This window comes from Kordia aestuariivivens (genome assembly GCF_014397005.1).
Taxonomy (GTDB): Bacteria; Bacteroidota; Bacteroidia; order Flavobacteriales; family Flavobacteriaceae; genus Kordia; species Kordia aestuariivivens.
The window spans coordinates 151,692-170,327 of sequence record NZ_JACGWS010000007.1 but is presented as its reverse complement, the minus strand read 5'-3'; the positions used below and the strand labels follow the sequence as shown (position 1 = coordinate 170,327).

Annotated in this window: 20 protein-coding genes; 8 read left to right on the top strand and 12 right to left on the bottom strand. The window is 35.0% G+C overall.

Going from position 1 to position 18,636, the window contains the following annotated elements:
- Nucleotides 1–175 precede the first annotated feature (175 nt).
- Entirely contained in the window at nt 176–619 is a 444-nt protein-coding gene (locus tag H2O64_RS12830) for a Rieske (2Fe-2S) protein (RefSeq protein ID WP_187562603.1), read from the bottom strand.
- A 197-nt stretch (nt 620–816) separates the two neighbouring features.
- Between H2O64_RS12830 and greA the strand changes: the two genes are divergently transcribed.
- On the top strand, nt 817–1,293 hold the full coding sequence (gene greA / locus H2O64_RS12825; protein WP_187562602.1) for a transcription elongation factor GreA: 477 nt from the start codon (nt 817–819) through the stop codon (nt 1,291–1,293).
- Nucleotides 1,294–1,405: 112 nt separating this feature from the next.
- Nucleotides 1,406–1,795 (top strand): HIT family protein, encoded by a 390-nt coding sequence (locus tag H2O64_RS12820; protein WP_187562601.1) that lies wholly within the window; start codon nt 1,406–1,408, stop codon nt 1,793–1,795.
- 207 nt (nt 1,796–2,002) lie between these two features.
- Here H2O64_RS12820 and H2O64_RS12815 read toward each other — a convergent pair whose 3' ends face one another.
- Nucleotides 2,003–3,172, bottom strand: coding sequence for a sensor histidine kinase (locus H2O64_RS12815; RefSeq protein WP_187562600.1), 1,170 nt, complete (start codon nt 3,170–3,172; stop codon nt 2,003–2,005).
- Nucleotides 3,173–3,464: 292 nt separating this feature from the next.
- On the opposite strand from H2O64_RS12815, the gene H2O64_RS12810 reads away from it, so the two are divergent.
- The 4 genes from H2O64_RS12810 (at nt 3,465) to aat (ending at nt 7,245) form a co-directional block, all read left to right on the top strand.
- Nucleotides 3,465–4,325, top strand: coding sequence for a flavin reductase family protein (locus H2O64_RS12810; RefSeq protein WP_187562599.1), 861 nt, complete (start codon nt 3,465–3,467; stop codon nt 4,323–4,325).
- Between the two features lie 6 nt (nt 4,326–4,331).
- Nucleotides 4,332–4,706: a DUF3127 domain-containing protein gene (locus tag H2O64_RS12805; protein WP_187562598.1), complete on the top strand. Its 375-nt coding sequence runs from the start codon at nt 4,332–4,334 to the stop codon at nt 4,704–4,706.
- A 326-nt stretch (nt 4,707–5,032) separates the two neighbouring features.
- Nucleotides 5,033–6,424, top strand: coding sequence for a short-chain fatty acid transporter (locus H2O64_RS12800; RefSeq protein ID WP_187562597.1), 1,392 nt, complete (start codon nt 5,033–5,035; stop codon nt 6,422–6,424).
- Nucleotides 6,425–6,615: 191 nt separating this feature from the next.
- Entirely contained in the window at nt 6,616–7,245 is a 630-nt protein-coding gene (gene aat, locus H2O64_RS12795) for a leucyl/phenylalanyl-tRNA--protein transferase (protein ID WP_187562596.1), read from the top strand.
- Between the two features lie 49 nt (nt 7,246–7,294).
- Here aat and H2O64_RS12790 read toward each other — a convergent pair whose 3' ends face one another.
- Nucleotides 7,295–7,855: a hypothetical protein gene (locus H2O64_RS12790; protein ID WP_187562595.1), complete on the bottom strand. Its 561-nt coding sequence runs from the start codon at nt 7,853–7,855 to the stop codon at nt 7,295–7,297.
- A complete protein-coding gene (locus H2O64_RS12785; RefSeq protein WP_187562594.1) occupies nt 7,855–8,436 on the bottom strand; it encodes a DNA-3-methyladenine glycosylase I in 582 nt (193 codons plus the stop codon). The genes H2O64_RS12790 and H2O64_RS12785 overlap by 1 nt, the downstream gene beginning before the upstream one ends.
- A gap of 171 nt (nt 8,437–8,607) precedes the next feature.
- Here H2O64_RS12785 and H2O64_RS12780 point away from each other — a divergent pair, with 171 nt between their 5' ends.
- Complete coding sequence (locus tag H2O64_RS12780) at nt 8,608–9,219, top strand: thioredoxin family protein (protein ID WP_187562593.1); 612 nt, start codon at nt 8,608–8,610, stop codon at nt 9,217–9,219.
- Nucleotides 9,220–9,476: 257 nt separating this feature from the next.
- On the opposite strand, the gene truB is transcribed toward H2O64_RS12780, so the two are convergent.
- The 8 genes from truB to H2O64_RS12740 form a co-directional block, all read right to left on the bottom strand.
- On the bottom strand, nt 9,477–10,172 hold the full coding sequence (truB, locus tag H2O64_RS12775; RefSeq protein ID WP_187562592.1) for a tRNA pseudouridine(55) synthase TruB: 696 nt from the start codon (nt 10,170–10,172) through the stop codon (nt 9,477–9,479).
- A complete protein-coding gene (locus H2O64_RS12770; RefSeq protein ID WP_187562591.1) occupies nt 10,172–10,969 on the bottom strand; it encodes an undecaprenyl-diphosphate phosphatase in 798 nt (265 codons plus the stop codon). Before H2O64_RS12770 ends, truB begins: the two co-directional genes overlap by 1 nt.
- Before the next feature lie 3 nt (nt 10,970–10,972).
- A complete protein-coding gene (locus H2O64_RS12765; protein WP_187562590.1) occupies nt 10,973–11,251 on the bottom strand; it encodes a DUF3098 domain-containing protein in 279 nt (92 codons plus the stop codon).
- A gap of 58 nt (nt 11,252–11,309) precedes the next feature.
- Nucleotides 11,310–11,669 (bottom strand): hypothetical protein, encoded by a 360-nt coding sequence (locus H2O64_RS12760; RefSeq protein ID WP_187562589.1) that lies wholly within the window; start codon nt 11,667–11,669, stop codon nt 11,310–11,312.
- 188 nt (nt 11,670–11,857) lie between these two features.
- Nucleotides 11,858–12,625, bottom strand: a complete 768-nt coding sequence (locus tag H2O64_RS12755; protein ID WP_215907162.1) for a hypothetical protein — start codon at nt 12,623–12,625, stop codon at nt 11,858–11,860.
- Nucleotides 12,626–12,644: 19 nt separating this feature from the next.
- Nucleotides 12,645–13,997, bottom strand: coding sequence for a hypothetical protein (locus H2O64_RS12750; RefSeq protein ID WP_187562588.1), 1,353 nt, complete (start codon nt 13,995–13,997; stop codon nt 12,645–12,647).
- 107 nt (nt 13,998–14,104) lie between these two features.
- A complete protein-coding gene (locus tag H2O64_RS12745) occupies nt 14,105–14,275 on the bottom strand; it encodes a hypothetical protein (protein ID WP_187562587.1) in 171 nt (56 codons plus the stop codon).
- 23 nt (nt 14,276–14,298) lie between these two features.
- Nucleotides 14,299–15,177, bottom strand: a complete 879-nt coding sequence (locus tag H2O64_RS12740) for a cell division protein FtsX (RefSeq protein ID WP_187562586.1) — start codon at nt 15,175–15,177, stop codon at nt 14,299–14,301.
- A gap of 439 nt (nt 15,178–15,616) precedes the next feature.
- Between H2O64_RS12740 and H2O64_RS12735 the strand changes: the two genes are divergently transcribed.
- Nucleotides 15,617–18,619: a leucine--tRNA ligase gene (locus tag H2O64_RS12735; RefSeq protein WP_187562585.1), complete on the top strand. Its 3,003-nt coding sequence runs from the start codon at nt 15,617–15,619 to the stop codon at nt 18,617–18,619.
- Nucleotides 18,620–18,636 lie beyond the last annotated feature (17 nt).

The window sequence follows — 18,636 nt, the reverse complement described above, 5'->3', positions numbered from 1 at the left end:
GAGTTTAGAAATTGTCAATAGAAAATATCTCAATACTCAATACTAGAATCTCACAACAAAAAAGCGACTTGAAAAAGTCGCTTTTTTAGTTTATTGTTTAAAAAGTTTATAAGTTTAGCAGTATATATAAGTCTAATAAATTACTAGAAGCCAAGAGCTAATCGCTAAAAGCTGATCAATTATTCGAAATTGTCAACACATCACCTGATTTAGAAATACGATAATTAACCATAGGAAAAGTATCGCTGCCTTCAACAGGATTCAATAATTGACCATTTGCCAAACTATATTCATAATCTTCACAAGCACATGTTGCCAAGACACCTACAATTGTCATTGTAGAACAATTACTTGGAATATGATTAGGACAACTAGCTTCCCATGCTAAAAACTGATCTCCCGATAAGTTAAACACGAAAAAACCACGTACGCCACCGCCGTTTGGAATAAAAATAGAACCGCCTGCAAATCGTAAATTATCATACAATGGAAAATCTAAATCAATTTGAAATTGAACCAATGCATTTGGTATATATGGGTTGTTATTATTTCCGCCATCATCAGAGTTACATGAAAATAAGCACACAACGGCACAACATAAAATCAGAAATCGTTTCATAAATAATTGTTACATTAAGTTTTGCAATGTACGCAAAATCATTTTTTTAAAAAGTATCATCGGTAGCCACTTTAAATATTTTGCTATATTTGTATAACAAATCCCGTATCCGATGGGATTTCTTGCGTTATATAGTATAATATCTATTTATATTAGGCAATGAAGACACATATCAATAGATAGAAAACGAAGAAATTATGAGTAAAGTATCTTATTATACAGCAGAAGGACTAAAAAAGTTAAGAGACGAATTAGATCAGTTAAAAAATGTAGAACGATTCAAAGCTTCTCAAGCCATTGCAGAAGCTAGAGATAAAGGAGATTTAAGTGAAAATGCAGAGTACGATGCAGCCAAAGAAGCACAAGGCTTATTAGAAATGAGAATCTCAAAAATGGAAGAAGTATTATCTACCGCTCGTGTCATTGACGAAAGTCAGTTAGATACCTCAAAAGTATTGGTGCTTTCTACGGTTCGTATGAAAAACACAACCAATGGAATGGAGGTAAAGTATACATTGGTGGCAGAAAGCGAAGCAGACTTAGCTGCAGGAAAAATTTCAGTAACCTCTCCAATTGGAAAAGGATTGCTTGGGAAATCGGTTGGTGAAATTGCAGAAGTGCAAGTGCCAAATGGAACGATGAAATTTAAAGTCTTAGAAATTACTCGAGGCTAGCAACGACATAAAATATGCACAGAAAAATCCTTTCTTACTTGTTAAAAAAGGATTTTTTTACATTTATAAGCAAGAACTTTTTTATCTTACAAACAATACAAACCAAATGCCCATGGCTTCTATTTTTACCAAAATAGTCAACGGAGAAATCCCATCGTACAAAATTACAGAAGACGAGCACTACTATGCGTTTTTAGATATCAATCCAAATGCTGTGGGACACACATTGTGTATTCCTAAAGAAGAAGTTGATAAAATTTTCGATTTGTCAGAAGAAGCATATATAGGTTTAATGCGTTTTTCGCGAAAAGTTGCCATCGCTATTGAAAAAGCCATTCCGTGTCAGCGTGTTGGAATGACAGTTATTGGTTTGGAAGTTCCACATGCGCATGTGCATTTAATTCCATTACAAAATATGGAAAGCATGAACTTTAGAAACAAAGCACAATTAACACCAGAAGCATTTGAAGAAGTAGTGGCTAAAATTCAAGCAGAATTGTAGTTTGTAGTTTATGAGTTGAGAGTTTATAAGTTCGTCAAATGTCAATTCGAGCGCAGTCGAGAATACTTTGAAGCATTGATTCTAAAATGTAAAAGCTAAAAGCGAAGCGTATCCAACAATCCAAGAGCGAAGCAGTCTAAGAGCAAAGCGATACCAAAAGATTCCCGCCTACGTGGGAACGAGTCGCAAAAGCGAAGCGCGTCCAAACTAAACCACCGTTTTCAACGAAATCTGCATCGTCGTTCCTTTACCAAGTTCAGATTTTAATACTTTAATTTTCCCGTTGTGATAATTCTCTACAATACGTTTTGCAAGTGATAAGCCCAATCCCCAACCACGTTTTTTGCTTGTAAATCCAGGTTGAAAAACCTTTTTAAAATTCCTTTTCGGAATTCCTTTTCCGTTATCCGTAATTAAAATCTTCACAAACGTATCCGAAGGAATAATTTCCAGTTTCAGTGCGCCTTTTCCTTTCATCGCGTCAATGGCGTTTTTCACCATATTTTCAATCGTCCAACTGTACAATTGCATATTAATTTCGGCGTAAATAGGTGTTTCAGGTGCTTCAAACGTAAAGTTGACTAACTTTGAAGAGCGCGTTAACAAATAGTCGTAAGAATCTTTCGTTTCCTGTACAATATCCAAGCGTTCTAAAGTTGGAATAGAACCAATTTTGGAAAAACGTTCGGTAATCGTTTGCAAGCGATCAATATCTTTTTCAATCTCGATGACATATTGCGGATCAACATTTTCAGTCTTTAAAATCTCCGCCCAACCTACTAAAGAAGATAACGGCGTGCCAATTTGATGCGCGGTTTCTTTTGCCATTCCTGCCCATAACTTATTCTGTTCGGACGCTTTTGAAGCACTAAAAAAGAAATAGGCAACAGCGCCAAACAACACAATAATCAACAACAAAGCAAGCGGATAATACTTGAGTTTGTTTAAGACTGTAGAGTTCCCATAGTAAAGAGTTCCGACTTTAACTTGTTTATTTAAGCTTTCATCAAAATAAGAGATATTTATTGGGATATTTTCTTTTGAAAATTGAAGCACTTTTTTTTGTAAATAAAGAGAGTCTTTTATTTTTTCTTCGTTCATGTTTTGAGCTTCCATGACCTTATCAATAGTGACAAATATTCTAGGGTTAGAAGTATTACTACTTAAAATCTTTAGAGATAAATTGCTTAAATCATCTTTCAAAGAATTTTGATTCACTTCAACAACGGCTTCAGCATAAACCTCCATTTTGGCACGTTCTTCTTGTTTAAACTCTTGAAAGAAAATATAGGTATTCCATAAAATACCAGAAACAATAGCAAAAGAAGCTACAATAAGTATTCGACGAATCAGTACTGGTTTATTTTTTATAATCATAAAAACACTTTGAAAACACTAAGATAAACGAAAACTTGTGTTTTTATTGTGTAAACGAAAAGATGTAAAAAGAATTGGTAATAAAGTTCTGCAAAAACATACTTATGATGATGAGAAGTTGAATCAATACTGAATTAAGTTCAGCACATGGTTTAGCTTGACATATAGCATACTTTAATCAACTCGTTTAAACAACTTTAAATGTAAGTTTTGACGTAATAATGACGTTAATAAATATACTTGCTTGCTCCGCTTTTTTACACTAATTTTGTGCCACTAAAAAACAGTAAAAATGGTATCGATAGATCCTAAAGACATTCCTACTTCTAAATTGCACGGATATTTGCTAGGCGCAGTAGCGCCAAGACCGATTGCGTTTGCAAGTACGGTGGATGCTGAAGGAAATCCGAATCTGTCACCGTATAGCTTTTTTAATGTATTTAGTGCCAATCCACCAATCATGATATTTTCGCCAGCGCGAAGAGTTCGTGATAATACGACAAAGCATACGCTTGAAAATGCAATTGCTACGAAAGAAGTTGTAATTAACGTGGTAAATCATGCCATTGTACAGCAAATGTCGCTCAGTAGTACAGAATATGCAGAAGGTGTAAACGAGTTTGAAAAAGCAGGGTTAACAATGTTGCCTTCTGACAAAGTAAAACCATTTCGCGTAGCAGAATCGCCAGTGCAATTTGAATGTAAAGTAAACGAAATTGTATCTTTAGGAAATGAAGGTGGCGCAGGAAACTTAATTATATGTGAAGTTGTTAAATTACACATTAATGAAGCTATTTTAAATGATCGCGGAACAATTGATCATTATAAAATTGATTTGGTTGCCAGAGCAGGCGGAAGTTTTTACAGCAGAGCACGTGACGGATTTTTTGAAATTCCAAAACCAATTGCTACTTTAGGAATTGGCGTTGATCAAATTCCAGAAGACATTCGTACAAGTAATATATTAACAGGAAATGATCTTGGAATTCTAGGAAATGTGGAGCAATTGCCTTCATCAGAAGACATTCAAGAATTTAAAAATACAACTGAAATTTCAATCTCAGAAAACAAAGAAACAAATCATAAAGTAGCACAAGAATTCCTTGCAAAAGGAGAAGTTATGACTGCTTGGAAAATATTATTAGTAAAATAAATAACGATGGAAGTACAAGGAAAAATAAAAATGGTCGGAGAAACTCAGACATTTGGAAACAATGGGTTTAGAAAACGTGAAGTTGTGGTAACAACAGAAGAACAATATCCACAACATATTATGGTGGAATTTGTACAAGATAAAACAGATTTGTTAAACAACTTTCAAGTTGGACAGGCTGTAAAAATCAGCATCAACTTACGTGGTAGAGAATGGGTAAACCCGCAAGGAGAAACAAAATATTTCAACTCTATTCAAGGTTGGAGAATTGAAGCTGCGCAACAAGAAAATGCCGCAGGAATGCCGCCAGTGCCACCAGCAGATGCTTTTGAGCCAGCAAGCGATTTCAAAGAAGAAGATCACGACGATTTACCTTTCTAAGAGAAATTAAGACAGAAAATGTTTTATACTGAGCTTGTTACATCGAGCTTAGTTTAGCGCATTTAAAATACTCAAAACCTCATAGCAACTTGTTATGAGGTTTTTTAGTTTTCAATTATTTAATTTCTAACGAAAATCACTTGTGGTAATCTGTTCGTTTCAAAAACTATGTTGAGTATGATTACAAAAAGATTACTTCATCATGCTTCCTCGTAATGACAAATCAAAGAAGTCTAACAGATTCCCGCCTACGCGGGAACGAGTCTAAAAGCGAAGCGATCTAAATAGTATATCATAATTTTGTAAATTCACACAAAAATCAATCCATGCGAATTACCAAAGCCATCGAAACGCTATTCAAGCGTTATTTGCCTTCTCCGTTTACAATTGCTGTATTGTTAACATTGATCACCATTGCAATGGCTACGATTTTTACCAAACCAGCGACACAAAATAGCGTGCATTATTTCACGAAAGTGTTATCCTATTGGGAAGATGGAATTTGGAATTCGAGTCTGTTAGTATTTGCTTACCAAATGATGCTGATTCTAGTTTTAGGACATGTATTGGTGTTGAGTAAACCTATAAATTCAATCATTTTAACCATTACAAAATCAGTTACAAACACAACGAACGCTGTAATTTTAGTCAGCGTGACAACGATGTTAGTTGCGTTTTTCAATTGGGGATTGGGTTTAATATTCGGAGCCATTTTAGCGCGGAAAGTTGGCGAACATGCACAAGCAAACCAAATTCCAATTAACTATCCGTTAGTTGGTGCAGCTGGGTATGTAGGTTTAATGGTTTGGCATGGCGGAATTAGTGGTTCAGCGCCTTCAAAAGTAGCCGAAGAAGGACATTTAATCGAAATGATGAATGGTGTTTTAGATGTAGATATGTTTGGAAAACTACCAGAAGTCATCACGTCAAGTAGTACGATATTTAGTTGGTGGAATTTACTACTCTTCGGAATCTTATTAGTGCTAATTCCTTTTGTATTAAGCATCCTTTCAAAAAAAGCAAAACCAACACAGTTAAACTTACCAAAATATCAATTTGATACAACAGCAAAAGAAGACCTTGAAGGCGCAGAAAAACTCGATTATTCTCCTTGGTTTGCTATTGTATTTGGTGTTTTGATATTGGGTACATTTTTCATTCAATATTCTGGAAATTTGAGTTCGCTTTCGCAACTGAAAATATCACCCAATATGCTTAACTTTTTTATGTTAGGTTTGGCAATCGTATTGCATGGAAATTTTAAAAGTTTCTTAAATGCTGTGGAAGAAGCTATCAAAGGAACTTCAGGAATTTTAATTCAATTTCCGTTGTATTTTGGAATTATGGGCATCATGAAAAGTTCTGGAATGGTCGGAATGATTTCAGATAGTTTTGTGTCGGTTGCTACCGAAACAACCTTGCCAATCTTTACCTTTTTAAGTGCAGGATTGGTCAATATATTTGTACCAAGTGGCGGCGGACAATGGGCAGTACAAGGTCCTATTGTCATAAAATCAGCATTAGAATTAGGTGTTCCGTTGCAAAAAGCTGTCATGGCGTTGGCGTATGGAGATCAAATCACCAATATGTTACAACCATTTTGGGCATTACCACTTTTAGGCATTACAAAATTAAAAGCAAAAGAAATATTACCATACACTATTATATTAATGTTGGTTGGTTCGGCAGTATATATTTTAGGCTTGTTATTGCTATAAAAAAAGTCCCGAAAAACGGGACTTAATATTGTGGTTTTAGGCTTTAATTTTACTACACTAATTCAAAAAGCAATGATGAAAATAAACGTTTAGATATAGTAAGATTAAACACAAATTTGGCGAAAAAATACTAAAAATCAAAGTATTAAGTTTGCTTTTTCTCTAAGAATGGATAAGATAATAGTAAATAAATGCACCTTTTAACAGATGAAATAGTGTTTCCTCCAGTAGAAGAAACTTCTCCGGAAGGAATCTTAGCTTTTGGTGGCGACTTACAACCAGAACGATTATTACTAGCGTACAAAAACGGAATTTTCCCTTGGTATAGCGCTGATGAACCAATTATTTGGTGGTCGCCCGATCCGCGAATGGTTTTATTTCCAGAAGATTTAAAAGTGTCAAAAAGCATGAAGCAATTGCTGCGCCGTGAGACTTTTAAAGTTACGTACAATACTGCTTTTGAACATGTCATACGAGCATGTGCACTCATCCAGCGTCCTGGGCAAGATGATACATGGATTACGTCAGAAATGGAAGAAGCATATCTAGAACTTCACAAAATGGGTCATGCAATTTCTGTTGAGGTCTGGCGCGATGAAAAATTGGTGGGCGGAATTTACGGAATTGATTTAGGACACGTTTTTTGTGGCGAAAGCATGTTTAGTCTGGAAAGCAACGCGAGTAAATTTGGTTTTATTCACTTAGTAGAAAAATTAAAAGCAAATGGTTGTCAACTCATCGATTGTCAAATGCATACCGATCATTTGGCGAGTTTAGGCGCGTATGAAGTGCCGCGAGAAGTGTTTCTTTCATATTTGTAGAAAGCATTCAATTCATTGCTTAATTCATAAATGATGTCCAAAACGAACTTTAATTAAGAATTCTTTCCACTTCAAAATCACCCTCTTTTGTAAATGTAATTTCGATAAAGTAACGCTTCTTTTCAATTTTTACTTCTGCGATAATTTCATAATAATAGGAAGGTTTTTTATCATTTGAAAATACATCTTTTATAGCGTCTTCAGCAGTGTTATCTTTTGTATTTCGATATTGACGTTGTATCTCTTTGATGCGAAATGAAGCATATGTATTGTATAGATATTTCTTTATCTTTTCTAGTGTTCTAGGTGTAATATATTTCTGCTGGATAATCACTTCCGCATCTTTCAAAACACCTTTTTTACCAAACGCAATACTATATTTTTGATCGTTATATTTTAGTTTGACTTCGTAGCTGACTTTTAGGCTATCTTGTAGTTTGTAATACGTTACTTCTTTGATTTTCTTTGGCAAGGTTTTGTCTAATAAATCAAGTGCATTCTTAGGAAATGCTTTCTTTTCAATGCGTTCTTCTTTCTTGTATGCATGAGAATTTTGCGCTGTACATACCAACGAACCGCATAAAAACAATATTAAACAAACGTGTTTCATTATAAGTTTTTTATCTCTTCATATCGAAAGCAATCTGTCGTATGATCGTTCACCATTCCTGTGGCTTGCATGTGTGCATATATCACGGTAGAACCCACAAATTTAAAGCCTCTTTTCTTTAAATCTTTACTCAGCGTATCAGACAGTTCAGTAGTTGCAGGAACTTCTTTGCTTTTTTTAAACACGTTCTGAATTGGTTTTCTATCTACAAATTGCCACATATAGTTGGAAAAACTTCCAAATTCCTCTTGCAATTCCATAAATGCTTTTGCGTTGCTAATGGCAGATTTTATTTTGAGTTTATTTCGAATGATGCCAGTATCTTGCAATAAACGATCGTATTTATCTTCTCCGTAGTTTGCAATCTTTTTATAATCAAAATTGTCAAATGCTTTTCGGAAATTTTCACGCTTTCGCAGAATCGTAATCCAACTCAAACCGGCTTGAAACGTCTCTAAAATTAAAAACTCAAACAAGGTTTCATCATCATATACAGGAACGCCCCATTCTTCATCGTGATACGCCATATACAACGGATCGTTTCCGCACCAAGTACACCTTCTTTTTTCTGAAAATTCCATTTCTTTTAGTTTAAATTATTTCATGACAAACATCATGCAACGTTTATGAATCGTTTCGTAAATTTACGAAGCAAAATAAGAACGACAAAATAGGTCTTTGAAAATCATAAACGTAAGTTTTTCATAAAACTACGACTGAATTTTTGTAAAAATTATTAAAAATTATTAAAAATGATCACAACAGATACCACAATAAAAAATATTATTACTGAAAGTTTAGCGAAAGCAACTTCATATCAAACGTACAGAACCTTAGTTCAAGATTTAGTAGCAGCAGGAAAATCAACTGGCGAAGAACAAACAGAAGCGTTGTCTAATTATTCGATGTTGAATGACAGACGGATGAAACGTTTGGATAAAACCACAAAATTAACCGAAGAAGCAATTGCAGAAATTAAATCGTATAATGGCGATGTTACATGGTTAATATTGACAGAAAGTTGGTGTGGCGATGCTGCGCAAACGATGCCAGTAATCAATAAAGTGGCAGAATTGAACGACAATATTACGCTAAAAGTCGTATTGCGAGATGAAAATGAAGCTCTGATGAACGAATTTTTAACGAATGGTGGAAAATCAATTCCGAAGTTAATTGCCATTGATAATGCTTCAGGAGATGTCATCGGAAATTGGGGGCCAAGACCAACGAAAGCAACACAACTGGTGAACGATTACAAAGCCGAGCACGGAACGTTAACACCAGAATTTAAGCAAGATTTGCAAGTTTGGTATAATAAAGATAAAGGACAGAATACCGTCAGTGATTTACTAAAACTTGTGTAATCAGATTTTAGTTCACTGAGTTTGTCGAAGTGAAGGATTGAAATATTGAAAGATGTTTTAGTCCTTTTTTTGTTTTATACATCGCGTCAAGTTGAACTTGATTCAGCATCACATAAAGTAAAACCAACTGCTAGCGCGAGTTTTATAACTCGTGCCGTTAAACAAGCTAATAAAATTCGTGAATTTGTGGCAAAAAGTAAAATAATTTAATTGAAGAATTCCTTAATAAATCCCTGCCTTCGCAGGAATGACAAAACTTAAACCTCCCTTAAACTTTCTCCAAAGAAATCAGGTGTAATGGCATTTTTAACATCAAAATCACCAATTTTAGTACGACGCAATGCAGAAAGATGTGCGCCAGAGTTCAATGCTTTTCCAAAATCATGAGCTAATGAACGAATGTAGGTTCCTTTGCTACAAACGACTCTAAAATCAATTTCAGGAAGTGCAATTCGGGTAATTTCGAATTCGTGAATAAAAACTTTTCTCGATTCAACTTCAATCACTTCGCCAGCTCTTGCCAATTTATACATGCGTTGTCCATCTACTTTTAGTGCAGAAAAAACAGGCGGAAATTGATCAATTTCACCAAAAAAATCTAAACTTGTTTCATAAATGAGTTTTTCTGTAATATGTGCTGTTGGGAATTCTTCAGTAACTTCAGTTTCCAAATCATACGAAGGCGTTGTGCCACCAAGCATAAATGTTCCGGTATATTCTTTAGGCTGACCTTGATATCCGGTGATTTTTTTCGTGTCTTTTCCAATGCAAATGATTAACAATCCAGTTGCTAGTGGATCTAATGTTCCAGCATGTCCGACTTTTAATTTACGGAGTTTAAAACGTGATTTGAGCGCTAATTTTATTTTATTAACTGCTTGAAACGAAGACCATGTCAGTGGTTTATCAATCAACAATGTTTCTCCAGCTTGGAATTCTTCGACCGTTTTCATTAAAAATATTTTTGAAATACTACATATCCAATCGCGATCAATCCGATAACTAAACAGTAGATAGCGAAATAGGTAAGTTTACTTTTCTTCACGAGATTTATCATCCATGTACACGCAAACAATCCAGCGATAAATGCTGCTAAAAATCCAGCAGAAAGCGGAATGATATCAGAACTTTCAAACGTAAGTTTACCGCCAAAAATATCTTTCGCAATTTTTCCAAAGATCAACGGAACCACCATTAAAAACGAAAAACGTGCTGCTTTTGTTTTGTCATTTCCAAGCAATACAGATGTAGAAATCGTAGCGCCCGAACGTGAAATTCCTGGCAACATCGCAACAGCTTGCGCAACTCCAATAATAATGGCGTTGACGTAACTTACATTTTTAGTGGTGTTTTTGGCTTTGTCTGCAAAGTAGAGTAGGATTGCTGTTATAATCAACATGCAACCGACTAATAATATGTTTCCTTCAAATAATGCTTCGAGTTCGTCTTCGTATAAAATTCCAATTACTGCCGCAGGAATCATAGAAATGATCACTTTTGCTGCAAATTTTGATTCTTCATTCCACTTGAATTGAAAAATTCCTTTGAATAATTCTAAAATATCTTTTCTGAAAATAACAATCGTACTCAGTGCTGTTGCAAAATGTACAACGACTGTAAATAGGATGTTTTCTTCGGGTTTAGCATTTAAAATGACTTTTCCCAATTCGATATGTCCACTTGAAGAAACGGGTAGAAACTCGGTTAATCCTTGAATGATTCCAAGGATAATTGCATTGATTACATCCATGAATTATGAATCTGGATTCAACAATATTGCATATATTTCAATGGCAAATCCTGCAATGACAACCATAGGTGCAATGTGTATTCTTCGGGTACTGAAAACTGCTTCGTCAAATACATTTGGATCGTCGCTTGCGCCGCCAGCCATCAGGATAAATCCTAACGCAATGACAGCCAATCCTATAAACATAAATAGATAGTTTTTCTTTCCGAAAACAAATTCTCGTTGCGGTTGCGGAGTATTTTTTGGAGCAGTTTTGCTGCTTTCTGACTTCTTATTTTTCATGTACGCTCAAAATTTACAATTGCCAACCGAAACATACACACTAGCAAAAAAGTACATTTTAGAACTCGCTGTATACAACGGTTGTACCTTTTTCCATTTTTGAAATATGCGGAACAATTCCGTCAGGACTGACAATTGTCCATCGGTTTGGGCAGTACAAAGTAACGGTTTTATTTAAAACTTTTGAACTTAATTGCTCTAAATTTACACCTTTCTCTAAGCCACGATTGATGTAATAATAATGACTGTCGTTCTCGAGTCGAATTTGGATATCATTTGAAGTTCCTTCTTCTATAGAAACTATTTTGCCTGAAATGAGCACACAATCATCCGAATTTACCGTGGTTACTGGCTTGAATGAGTATGCTAAAAATACAACAAGTGCGATGCCTAAAAATATAAATGTGAATCTTCTCATGATCTATAATTTTTATAAATTAAAATGTCTTCTTTATCACGTAAATATTTTCATCATAAATTGTGGTTTGAATTTGTTGTTGTAAATATAACTCTATAATCTCCTAATTATTTTATAAGGAAAGGTTAAAGGCTGTTAATGTTTTGAGGATTGTTTGATACTATTTTGCTCGTGAAGTAGAGTGTTTTCTATTTTCTCCAGAATTTTCGAATAGCTTTCCAAATAGATAGTTTATTGTTTTGTGAACTGTTTTGCTGAATATCTTTCATTGAAATTTTCTTCATATATGTGTCTTCCCAATCTTGATATGATGGTTGCCCTAAGTTTTTTCCGCCTTTGTGTGGATACTTTAAAAATGCTTTAGGCGGAGTTGGCAACGCTTTTTTACAGTCTAGTGAACATATATTTACCAATAATGGTAATATATCTGTGGCAGCATCTAAAGAAATCCACCATTGATTCGTTTCTTGTTGTTTGATTGGAGTTTTACAAACACTACAATTGATAATTTCCGAATCGTATGTCACAGTATTTTCTCTTAAATCAGGAAAAGGTTTTCTGTGTTTAAAATTACCATAAAGCGCTCTCGTACTTACGGTGCTTTTTGTTAGATTCTCACAATTTGTAATTTCATAAGGAAACCAATGTAAATTATATGAAGTATATGGAACAAATTCTTCAAGCGAAGTCATTTCACCAATTTCAGGTGGAATTCGTTTTAAATTACTTCCATATAGAAAAAGCTTTTTTACTTTTTTAAGCTTTGCAATAGTTGATGGCAACGTGAATAATTTAGAGTAAAGTTCAATTCCTAAATGTGCAGCGGGATTAAATTCTGTGTGTTCTTCTTTAGCGGCAATTTCAACATATTCACAGATTTTCCCCCATGCTTCCGTAGATGTATCTTGCACGTTGTTTTCAATGTTAACGAGTTTATGTTCGTATTCAAAATTCATTTTGTATGATGCTATTTTCTCATTCCGCAATTTCACCCAATAATTGAAACATTCCTGTTAATTTCATACCAACGATTAAATCGGAGAAGCGCATGTTTTTTTGATTGATAAACATATCCAACGTGAAAAAGTCTTCAATTTCTTCATGATTAACTAATCTAATTTTCAGGATATAACCACTATGTTCTTTCATGTCAAAATAAGTAGCTTCTTCTAGATCTTCCAAAATGCCTTCAAAATCAAAACAACCAAACGCTGCATGTTCCTGACTTGGCATGTACATGCAAAAATCGTCACTAAACTTCAAATCGCCTTTTTCTCCTTTTTTCTCTTCAGGAATATCAAGTACATATAAAATAGCCGACAATTGCACACGATGCTGCTTTTGGCTTGTATATTTAGCTCTGTTTACTGAATAATCAGTAGCGTAATAGCGAATCGCAAACGTATCACGTCCTTTTCCGTACACAATTGCTTCCAAATTGTTTGAGTGCTCCCATTCATCAATTTGTGTATGTTCTACATCAATACTATAATTTGTTTGCACCGTTGGAAATGCAGAAACTACGTTTTCATGTGTGCTAATAACTCGTAACGAAAGTTTATCAAAAGCTAACTCATACAGTTTTACATTATCAACAACTTTGATTGGATTATCTTTTGTTTGCGCCAACGCAATATATTGCATAAGCATGTCAGGAGCTGTGCTTCTGAAAAATTCAAAACCTAACATTCCGCCCCAAAAATCGCCCACTTTTCCGTTGTTTACGGTTTTTATGGTAATTCCGGCTTCGTTTTCAATCATTTTGGGTTCGCGCTCAATACGTTCTTGGAAATAATCTTTTCCTTCTTGTAAATCGGTTTGCAAAACTTGTCTATACTCTTCATTCGTAACATCAGTCATTGGACCAATAGAAAATCCTTCGCCTTCAAACGTATACGGAACAGCAATTGTAGTGCTAAAAGCGTTTTTATCTTTTAGAATGATAGAAACTGCTTTGGGTTCCTGTTCTTCATTTGCAGCAGTATGATTGTTGTCATTATTAAACAAGGAGTGATAATAAATTGCGTATGAATTGATGGTATTCGTATCCAATCGCGAAGCAAATTCTTCTTTCATTGCAGCAATCACGTCTTCTACAGAAAGCATATAACTTTCATCTTTTGTTACATACAAATAACCAATAATTTCACCATTCAGTTTCTCATACGCAGCAATTGGCGCATAATTACCATTTACCATCATGTTGACAAACAGCTTGGTGTATTCGTTGTATTTTGAAGCTACTTTGTAAACTTCAGAAGCAGAAGAATTTTGTGTTGTTTTTAGTGTTGATGTGTCTTTGCGTTTAAAAAAATCAAAAAATCCCATACATATAATAATAGAAAAGCAATGCGCTTATGTTTAGCGTACCAAGATATTAAAATAATAGTTTGAATGCTATTTGGAAGCCAAATGCATTTGAAAGGAATCAAAATCTATTTTTTCTGTTGACTTCGAATCGTTAAAATCATCGCGAAGATTAAAAGCACACTTGAAACTGTTCGCATCCAAAATGCTCTATCCATTTCGTCGGAAGCAATAAAATTCACAACAATCAAAATAACACTGGCAACAATTAATAAAATAGGAAGGATTGATTTTTTCATAAAGCTAATTCGTGATTACTATTTTAGTAGTACAATTGATCTGTTCTCAAATTCAAGAAACGTTGCGTAGCTAAGAAACTACTAATCAACGTAATAAAAATTCCAATCACTAAAATTGCAGCAAATACAATTCCGATCAACATTTTATCACTTGTAAGTTGTAATTCTGGTAATGATTTATTGGCATAATACAAGGCGCCAGCCATTCCAGCTAAGGCTAAAATTGCAGCAATAACGCCCATTTTTACACTATTCCAAATAAAAGGCTTGCGAATAAATCCTTTAGTAGCGCCAACCATTTGCATAGTTTTAATAGTAAAACGTTTTGCATAGACCGACAATCGAATCGAACTATTAATCAACAAGGCAGCTACAATAGCAAAGAAAATACAGGCAATTAAAATTCCGAGTCCAATCGTTTTAATATTAGCATTCAATTTAGAAACCAATGGTTTATCAAACGAAACTTCTTCTACAAAATTCTTTTCTGAAATTTCAGCAGCAATTGCTTCCAACTTTACACTATCCACAAACGCTGCATTCAAATACACGTCTAACGAATTCAGTAATGGATTTTCGCCTAAATACGCTACAAAATCTTCGCCAATATCTTCGGTCAAATTTGCCGCGGCGGTTTCCTTCGGGATAAAATCGGCCGATTTTGTATACTCTGCCAGCGCTAAAGTTTTTTGTAATTGTTTAATCTCAACATCTTTTGCGCTGTCTTTCAAATACACTGTGAGTGCAATCTTTTCTTTATAATAATCCGCAACTTTTTTCGTATTCAATACCAACAAACCTAATATTCCAAGCAGAAAAAGTACCAACGTAGTACTTAATACAACAGAGAAATACGAAGAAATCAATCGTTTTTTTTGATACTTTTCAAAAGAGGAACTCATAAACAGTGTGTTAGTTTGGTAAAACTATAAAATAAAATTCAGAACTCGTCAGTTCGAGTGTTTTATCGTAATGAATATCTAGATAAAATGTATCGAGAACAAATTTGAAACTAAAAGGAACATCATAAACGTACATTTATCATAAATAAGTATTTCTCGATACAAAATTCTATCGAATTTCACTCGAAATGACGTTCTACATAAGTTTTGATAAAATTATATATGCAAAACTCAAAATAACAAACGAAAAAGTAATTTCACATAAACACATAAACACATAAACACATAAACACATAAACAAACATTGAGCAAAGCGAAACGCAAACAATCTAAGCAAGTCTAAAAATCTAATTAAGTCTAAGAAGTCTACGTAAGTCAACAAAACTTTTGCCGTTCATACAATAACCGTTAAATTTGCGCTTCTTAAAAAAAGATCAAAATGAAGTACAATTTCAACGAAATTGAAGCCAAATGGCAAAAATATTGGGCGGAAAACGGAACGTTTCATGCAGAAAATCAATCCGATAAACCAAAATATTACGTGCTCGACATGTTTCCATATCCATCAGGAGCCGGATTACACGTGGGACATCCATTAGGATATATTGCTTCAGACATATACGCACGTTACAAGCGTCACAAAGGATTCAACGTATTGCATCCGCAAGGATATGATAGTTTCGGGTTGCCCGCAGAACAATATGCAATTCAAACGGGACAGCATCCAGCAATTACCACAAAAACAAACATTGCACGCTATCGTGAGCAACTAGATAAAATTGGGTTTTCATTCGATTGGAGCAGAGAAGTTCGTACCTCAGATCCTGCGTATTACAAATGGACACAATGGATTTTTATCGAACTATTCAATTCTTGGTACAACTTAGAAACTGACAAAGCGGAACATATTGATACGCTTATCGCGAAATTTGCCGAATCAGGAAATGCCGAAGTAAAAGCAATTTGCGACGATGATATTGCTGTTTTCACTTCCGTAGAATGGACTCAGTACGACTCAAAAACGAAACAAGAAATACTACTAAAATACAGACTTACCTATTTGGCGGAAACCGAAGTCAATTGGTGTCCAGCTTTAGGAACGGTTCTAGCAAATGACGAAATTGTAAACGGAGTTTCAGAACGTGGCGGACATCCTGTAGTGCGTAAAAAAATGACACAATGGAGCATGCGAATTTCTGCGTATGCACAACGTTTATTGGACGGTTTAAATACAATCGACTGGCCACAACCGCTAAAAGATTCACAAACCAATTGGATTGGGCGTTCGCAAGGTGCCATGGTTACTTTTAAAGTGGATGGACACGATGAAAAAATTGACGTATTCACCACACGACCAGATACGATTTATGGTGTAAGTTTCATGACCTTAGCGCCAGAACACGATTTAGTAGCAAAAATTACCACAGCCGATCAAAAAGAAGCTGTCAAAACATATAGAGACGCAACTTCCAAACGTAGCGAACGCGAACGTATGGCAGATGTAAAAACCATTTCAGGTGTATTTACAGGTGCGTACGCATTGCATCCTTTTACGGGAGAAAAAGTGCAAATCTGGATTGGCGATTACGTATTGGCAAGTTACGGAACAGGTGCAGTTATGGCGGTTCCATGTGGCGATCAACGTGATTATGACTTTGCAAATCACTTCGGGTTAGAAATTCCAAACATCTTTCAAGGTGTAGATATTTCAGAAGAAGCATACAGCGAAAAAGAAAACTCGGTGATTGCAAATTCAGATTTCCTAAATGGTTTACCATACAAAAAAGCAATGAAAACCGTGATTTATGAAATGGAGAAACGCGGTTTTGGAAAAGGAAAAATAAACTATCGTTTGCGCGATGCCGTATTCTCGCGTCAGCGCTATTGGGGCGAACCATTTCCAGTTTACTACGTAAACGGAATGCCGCAAATGATTGATGTAAAACATTTGCCAATTGCATTGCCAGAAGTTGAAAAATACTTACCAACCGAAACAGGCGAACCGCCATTAGGAAACGCAGAAGTTTGGGCTTGGGACACAACTACAAATACTGTTGTCAGCAATGATTTAATTGACAACAAAACGATATTTCCATTAGAACTAAACACCATGCCAGGTTGGGCAGGAAGTTCTTGGTATTTCTTCCGATACATGGAAAAAGCATTGCGAAGTGAAGATTTTGCAAGTTCAGAAGCCTTAAAATACTGGGAGAATGTAGATTTATACATTGGAGGAAGCGAACATGCCACCGGACATTTATTATATTCACGTTTCTGGGTAAAATTCCTAAAAGACAGAGGGTTTGTGGGAGTTGAAGAGCCTTTCAAAAAACTCATCAACCAAGGAATGATTTTGGGAACGAGTGCTTTTGTTCATAGAATTGAAATTACTTTTTTTGCGCATATTTGGCAGGAGGAAACTGAATCAATTATTACCAGTATTGATTCTTCATTCAATGAACCAATTTATATTTCTAAGGATAAACTGGATAATTATAATTTATCAAAAGATAAATCTATTTTGGGTGATAATATTTCAGCATTTATTGATGACGAAATCTCAAAATTGTCAAACTCAGAGTTTGTTAAAGACTGTGAGTTTGAAGTTGCTTTTTATCCAATTCATGCAGATGTTTCTCTAGTAAATGCTTCTGATGAATTAGATTTAGAAGGTTTTAAAAACTGGCGTGCTGATTTTAAAGATGCAGAATTTATCTGTGAAGAAGACGGAACATTCAAAGTTTCTCGCGAAGTCGAAAAAATGTCGAAGTCGAAATATAATGTTGTGAATCCTGATGAGATTTGTAACGAATACGGAGCCGATAGTTTGCGTTTGTTTGAAATGTTCCTTGGACCATTAGAACAAGCAAAACCATGGAATACGGCAGGAATTTCAGGTGTTTTCGGATTCTTAAAGAAATTGTGGAAATTATATGTTGGCGAAGAAGGTGTATCAAGAGTAACAGATGCTGCACCAACGAAAGACAACTTGAAAACCTTGCACAAAACCATCAAGAAGGTGGAAGAAGATATTGAAAACTTCTCGTTTAATACCTCGGTAAGTACCTTCATGATTTGTGTCAACGAATTGACAGCGCAAAAATGTGCAAGCAAAGAAATTTTAGCACCATTAACGATCTTAATGTCGCCGTACGCACCGCATATTGCAGAAGAATTGTGGGAGCGTTTGGGCAATACGAGTTCTATCGCGACAGCGGAATTCCCACTATTTGACGCGAAACATTTGGTAGAAAGCTCCAAGGAATATCCAGTTTCTTTCAATGGGAAAATGCGCTTCAAAAAAGAATTATCATTAGACCTTTCGAAAGAAGAAATAGAAAAAATAATTCTCGAAGACGAACGTACAAAAGCACAATTAGAAGGCAGAACTCCTAAAAAAGTAATTGTAGTTCCGGGAAAAATCATTAATATAGTAGGATAAAATTATACTTAAGAAAC

Excerpts from the sequence above, each read along its gene's own strand:
- H2O64_RS12830 (WP_187562603.1), bottom strand. The coding sequence starts at position 619 with ATGAAACGATTTCTGATTTTATGTTGTGCCGTTGTGTGCTTATTTTCA.
- greA (WP_187562602.1), top strand. The coding sequence starts at position 817 with ATGAGTAAAGTATCTTATTATACAGCAGAAGGACTAAAAAAGTTAAGA.
- H2O64_RS12820 (WP_187562601.1), top strand. The coding sequence starts at position 1,406 with ATGGCTTCTATTTTTACCAAAATAGTCAACGGAGAAATCCCATCGTAC.
- H2O64_RS12815 (WP_187562600.1), bottom strand. The coding sequence starts at position 3,172 with ATGATTATAAAAAATAAACCAGTACTGATTCGTCGAATACTTATTGTA.
- H2O64_RS12810 (WP_187562599.1), top strand. The coding sequence starts at position 3,465 with ATGGTATCGATAGATCCTAAAGACATTCCTACTTCTAAATTGCACGGA.
- H2O64_RS12805 (WP_187562598.1), top strand. The coding sequence starts at position 4,332 with ATGGAAGTACAAGGAAAAATAAAAATGGTCGGAGAAACTCAGACATTT.
- H2O64_RS12800 (WP_187562597.1), top strand. The coding sequence starts at position 5,033 with ATGCGAATTACCAAAGCCATCGAAACGCTATTCAAGCGTTATTTGCCT.
- aat (WP_187562596.1), top strand. The coding sequence starts at position 6,616 with ATGCACCTTTTAACAGATGAAATAGTGTTTCCTCCAGTAGAAGAAACT.
- H2O64_RS12790 (WP_187562595.1), bottom strand. The coding sequence starts at position 7,855 with ATGAAACACGTTTGTTTAATATTGTTTTTATGCGGTTCGTTGGTATGT.
- H2O64_RS12785 (WP_187562594.1), bottom strand. The coding sequence starts at position 8,436 with ATGGAATTTTCAGAAAAAAGAAGGTGTACTTGGTGCGGAAACGATCCG.
- H2O64_RS12780 (WP_187562593.1), top strand. The coding sequence starts at position 8,608 with ATGATCACAACAGATACCACAATAAAAAATATTATTACTGAAAGTTTA.
- truB (WP_187562592.1), bottom strand. The coding sequence starts at position 10,172 with ATGAAAACGGTCGAAGAATTCCAAGCTGGAGAAACATTGTTGATTGAT.
- H2O64_RS12770 (WP_187562591.1), bottom strand. The coding sequence starts at position 10,969 with ATGGATGTAATCAATGCAATTATCCTTGGAATCATTCAAGGATTAACC.
- H2O64_RS12765 (WP_187562590.1), bottom strand. The coding sequence starts at position 11,251 with ATGAAAAATAAGAAGTCAGAAAGCAGCAAAACTGCTCCAAAAAATACT.
- H2O64_RS12760 (WP_187562589.1), bottom strand. The coding sequence starts at position 11,669 with ATGAGAAGATTCACATTTATATTTTTAGGCATCGCACTTGTTGTATTT.
- H2O64_RS12755 (WP_215907162.1), bottom strand. The coding sequence starts at position 12,625 with ATGAATTTTGAATACGAACATAAACTCGTTAACATTGAAAACAACGTG.
- H2O64_RS12750 (WP_187562588.1), bottom strand. The coding sequence starts at position 13,997 with ATGGGATTTTTTGATTTTTTTAAACGCAAAGACACATCAACACTAAAA.
- H2O64_RS12745 (WP_187562587.1), bottom strand. The coding sequence starts at position 14,275 with ATGAAAAAATCAATCCTTCCTATTTTATTAATTGTTGCCAGTGTTATT.
- H2O64_RS12740 (WP_187562586.1), bottom strand. The coding sequence starts at position 15,177 with ATGAGTTCCTCTTTTGAAAAGTATCAAAAAAAACGATTGATTTCTTCG.
- H2O64_RS12735 (WP_187562585.1), top strand. The coding sequence starts at position 15,617 with ATGAAGTACAATTTCAACGAAATTGAAGCCAAATGGCAAAAATATTGG.